The organism is Bacillus coahuilensis m4-4, assembly GCF_000171615.1.
In the GTDB taxonomy this organism is placed as follows: domain Bacteria; phylum Bacillota; class Bacilli; order Bacillales; family Bacillaceae_K; genus Bacillus_T; species Bacillus_T coahuilensis.
This window is the reverse complement of the sequence record NZ_ABFU01000137.1, coordinates 1-895: the sequence shown is the minus strand read 5'-3', so window position 1 is coordinate 895 and position 895 is coordinate 1. Positions and strand designations below refer to the sequence as shown.

Annotated in this window: 3 tRNA genes and 2 rRNA genes; all 5 read left to right on the top strand. The window is 47.0% G+C overall.

Annotated elements, in window-relative coordinates:
- Window positions 1-297 (top strand): 23S ribosomal RNA (locus tag M44_RS19335); the annotation flags it as partial.
- A gap of 133 nt (window positions 298-430) precedes the next feature.
- Window positions 431-546 (top strand): 5S ribosomal RNA (gene rrf, locus M44_RS19330).
- Window positions 547-555: 9 nt separating this feature from the next.
- Window positions 556-630: transfer RNA gene (locus M44_RS19325), tRNA-Asn, on the top strand.
- Between the two features lie 3 nt (window positions 631-633).
- Window positions 634-725 (top strand) — tRNA-Ser (locus tag M44_RS19320).
- A 13-nt stretch (window positions 726-738) separates the two neighbouring features.
- Window positions 739-814: transfer RNA gene (locus tag M44_RS19315), tRNA-Glu, on the top strand.
- The last annotated feature ends 81 nt before the right edge of the window (window positions 815-895 follow it).

Here is an 895-nt window from a genome sequence, read left to right as displayed (position 1 = left end):
AGTTCGGTCCCTANCCATTCGTGGCCGAAAAAATTTGAGAAGTANCTGTCCTTAATAGAGAGAGGACCGGGAGGGAACACCAGCTGGTGTACCATGTTTTTTTCCAAAGGCATCTCTGGGTAGCTATGTGCGGAAGGTGATTAATTCTGNAAGCATCTAAGCATGAGCCCCCCTCAAGATGAGATTTTCCTTTCTTGTAAGTNAGACCCCTGAAAGATGATCAGGTTTATAGGTTCGAGGTGGAAGTATGNTGACATATTGACCTGACGAATACTAATCGGTCGAGGACTTAACCAACATAATCTAACACACGATATTCAACGTATCTTCATGAACTTTATCTAGTTTTGTAAGTGCAAAAAAATATTATAAAACTCTTGAATAATTTCAAGAATTGAGTATAATAGAATTTGTCTCTTATCAATAATAGTTTGGTGGCATTAGCGAAGAGGTCACACCCGTTCCCATACCGAACACGGAAGTTAAGCTCTTCAGCGCCGATGGTAGTTGGGGGCTTCCCCCTGTGAGAGTAGGACGTCGCCAATCTGTTAGTATTCCGCAGTAGCTCAGTGGTAGAGCTATCGGCTGTTAACCGATCGGTCGCAGGTTCGATTCCTGCCTGCGGAGCCATTAGGAGAGCTGTCCGAGAGGTCGAAGGAGCACGATTGGAAATCGTGTAGACGGTTAACGCTGTCTCAAGGGTTCGAATCCCTTGCTCTCCGCCATCACACACTTACTGGCCCGTTGGTCAAGCGGTTAAGACACCGCCCTTTCACGGCGGTAACACGGGTTCAGAATCCCGTACGGGTCACCATATATAATCTGGTAGGTATATCTCAGCTGGGTGCGCACGTGCACTTACAAGCAGGGGTACGACGCTTCGATCCCGTCATCC